We start from the raw sequence: 3176 nt of genomic DNA on the forward strand, positions 1-3176 counted from the left end.
CAACCAGCGTGCGGGCGGGCTTCGGCGACCGGAGTCCCGCCCGCACGGCGGAAAGGAGTTTCCGGGCATGACAGTCCAGCTCGACGCCCGCCCACCGGTCGCACCGGCGGCCGGCACCCCCCGCCGCTCCTCGGGTCGGCTCAGCCGACTCGACACCCGGTTCTCGCCGTACCTCTACATCGCCCCGTTCTTCCTGATCTTCGCGATCTTCGGGGCCTACCCGCTGGCGTACACCTTCTGGGTCTCGCTGCACGACTGGGACCTGCTCGGTGCCGACCACCCCTTCATCGGGGCGGAGAACTACACCCGGCTGCTGGCCGACCCGGACTTCTGGCACGCGCTGGTCAACACGCTCGGAATCTTCGTCATCTCGACCGTCCCGCAGTTGCTCGCCGCGCTCTGGCTGGCCAACCTGCTCAACCGCGGCCTGCGGGCCCGCACCGGCTGGCGGATGGCGGTGCTCGTCCCCAACGTCACCTCCACGGCCGCGGTGGCGATCGTATTCGGGGTCCTCTTCGGCCGCGAGTTCGGGATGGTCAACTGGCTGCTCGACCTGGTGGGGCTGGACGCGATCGAGTGGAAGTCCAACCGGTTCGCCTCCTGGGTGGCCATCTCCGCGATGGTCGACTGGCGGTGGACCGGCTACAACGCGCTGATTCTGCTGGCCGCGATGCAGGCCATCCCCCGCGACCTGTACGAGGCCGCGGCGATCGACGGCGCCAGCCGGGTCCGACAGTTCTGGTCGGTCACCGTGCCACTGCTCAAGCCCACGATCATCTTCTGCACCATCATCGCCACCATCGGCGGCCTGCAGCTCTTCACCGAGCCCCGGATGTTCCACTCCGGCACCAACCCGATCCGCGGCGGACCGCTGCGGGAGTCGCAGACCCTGACCATGTACATGTTCGAGAACGCCTTCGCCCCGCACTACAACTTCGGGTACGGCTCGGCAGTGGCCTGGTTGCTCTTCGCGCTCATCGCGATCGTGGCTCTGGTCAACGTGCTGATCCTGCGCCGGATCGGCGGCCGGTCGGGGCCCGACGGACGAAAGGGAGCGGCCCGATGAGCCGGCTCTGGCGGGCCAGCCCGCTCACCTACCTGGCCCTGGTCGTCGCGGCCGGCCTGTCGATCTTTCCGATCTGGTGGATGCTCGTCGTCGCCAGCCGTTCCAACGACGCGATGGGCCAGCTGCCACCCCCGATCACCCCCGGCGGCAACCTGGGCGCGAACATCGCCCGACTGTTCGACAACACCGACGCGTACTTCGCGACCGGCCTGATCAACTCGGTGATCGTCGCCAGCACGGTGACCGTCTCCGTGGTGTTCTTCTCCAGCCTGGCCGGGTTCGCCTTCGCCAAGCTGCGGTTCCGGGGCCGCAACGCCCTGCTGCTGGTGATCATCGCGACCATGATGGTGCCGACCCAGCTCGGCCTGATCCCGCTCTACCTGCTGATGAGCAAGCTGCAGTGGAACGACCGGCTGCCGGCCGTCATCGTGCCGGTGCTGGTCACCGGGTTCGGGGTGTTCATGATGCGGCAGTACGCCGGCCAGGCCATCAGCGACGAACTGATCGAGGCCGCCCGGATGGACGGCTGCGGCACCGCCCGGATCTGGTGGCACGTGGTGGTTCCCGCGTTGCGTCCGGCCGCCGCCGTGCTCGGCCTGCTCACGTTCATGACCACCTGGAACGACTTCCTGTGGCCGTACGCTGTGCTGAACGATCCGGCGAATCCGACAGTGCAACTGTCCCTACGAGCCCTGTCGGACGGGTACTACCAGGACATGTCGCAGGTGTTCACCGGAACTGCCATCGCGACGCTGCCCCTCCTGCTGGTCTTCGTGTTGTTCGGCCGGCAGATCATCGGCGGGATCATGGAAGGTGCGGTCAAGGCGTGAGCGAGCACAGCGAGCAACCCAACAAGCACGACGACGAGATCCGGTTTCCGGAGAACTTCCTCTGGGGGACGGCCACCGCCGCGTACCAGATCGAGGGCGCGGCCCGCGACGACGGCCGCGGTCCGTCCATCTGGGACACCTTCAGCCGTACGCCAGGCAAGGTGTACCAGGGCCACACCGGCGACGTCGCCTGCGACCACTACCACCGGTACGCCGACGATGTGGCGCTGATGGCCGAGCTGGGCCTGCGGGCGTACCGGTTCTCGGTCGCCTGGCCCCGGATCCAGCCCGACGGCACCGGCCCGGCCAACCCCCGTGGGCTGGACTTCTACGACCGGCTCACCGACACGCTGCTCGACCGGGGGATCGACCCGATCGTCACCCTCTACCACTGGGACCTGCCGCAGGCCCTCGAAGACCGGGGCGGCTGGACCAACCGGGACACCGCCGAGCACTTCGCCACCTACGCCACGGCGGTGTACGCCCGCCTCGGCGACCGGATCGACGTGTGGACCACGCTCAACGAGCCGTGGTGCTCGGCCTACCTCGGTTACGGCAACGGCGTGCACGCTCCGGGTGTGCGGAACCCGGCGGCGGCCTTCACTGCCGTACACCATCTGCTGCTCGGGCACGGCCTGGCGGCGCGGGCGTTGCGGGCGGCCGGCGCGCGCAGCGTGGGCATCACCGTCAACCCGGCCGACGTGCGCCCGGCCGACCCCCAGAGCGCTGCCGACGCCGCAGCGGTCCGCCTGGTGGACGGCCTGCACAACCGGATCTTCCTGGACCCGCTGCTGGCCGGCGGTTACCCGGACGACGTCCGCGAGCACGTGGCCCGGATCGTCGAGCCGACGTTCATCCGCGACGGTGACGAGAAGCTGATCGCCGCCCCGATCGACCTGCTCGGCATCAACTACTACGCACCGGGCTACGTGGCCGGGCGGCCTGACGGGGCCGGCAACGACGCGTACCCGGGCACCGAGGGCGCTGTGCACTTCCTGCCGCCGGCCGGCCCGCTCACCGACATGGGTTGGATGATCGAGCCGGCGGGTCTCACCCGGCTGCTGGAGCGGATTGCCGCCGACTACCCCGGGGTGCCGCTGCTGATCACCGAGAACGGTGCGGCGTTCCCTGACAAGCCCGGCACCGACTCGCCCGACGGCCCGGCCCAGGTGATCGACGCCGATCGGATCGCCTACCTCGACGGGCACCTTCGCGCGGCGCACGAGGCGATCTCCCGGGGCGTGGACCTGCGCGGTTATCTCGTATGGTCATTCCTGGAC

At 69.4% G+C, this 3176-nt stretch carries 3 protein-coding genes; all 3 read left to right on the forward strand.

Annotation, left to right across the window (positions count from 1 at the left end; genetic code table 11):
• Nucleotides 1–67 precede the first annotated feature (67 nt).
• Nucleotides 68–1066 (forward strand): carbohydrate ABC transporter permease, encoded by a 999-nt coding sequence (locus tag KBX53_RS27320; protein WP_030327735.1) that lies wholly within the window; start codon nucleotides 68–70, stop codon nucleotides 1064–1066.
• Nucleotides 1063–1896, forward strand: a complete 834-nt coding sequence (locus KBX53_RS27325) for a carbohydrate ABC transporter permease (RefSeq protein ID WP_030327736.1) — start codon at nucleotides 1063–1065, stop codon at nucleotides 1894–1896. The genes KBX53_RS27320 and KBX53_RS27325 overlap by 4 nt, the downstream gene beginning before the upstream one ends.
• The coding region (locus KBX53_RS27330; RefSeq protein WP_210862413.1) for a GH1 family beta-glucosidase at nucleotides 1893–3176 on the forward strand (1284 nt) is incomplete at its 3' end. The genes KBX53_RS27325 and KBX53_RS27330, both read left to right, overlap by 4 nt.

Origin of the sequence: Micromonospora sp. M51, from assembly GCF_018070305.1 — a bacterium.
Taxonomy (GTDB): Bacteria; Actinomycetota; Actinomycetes; order Mycobacteriales; family Micromonosporaceae; genus Micromonospora; species Micromonospora parva.

Coding starts and splice junctions, on each gene's coding strand:
- KBX53_RS27320 (WP_030327735.1), top strand. CDS start 68: ATGACAGTCCAGCTCGACGCCCGCCCACCGGTCGCACCGGCGGCCGGC.
- KBX53_RS27325 (WP_030327736.1), top strand. CDS start 1,063: ATGAGCCGGCTCTGGCGGGCCAGCCCGCTCACCTACCTGGCCCTGGTC.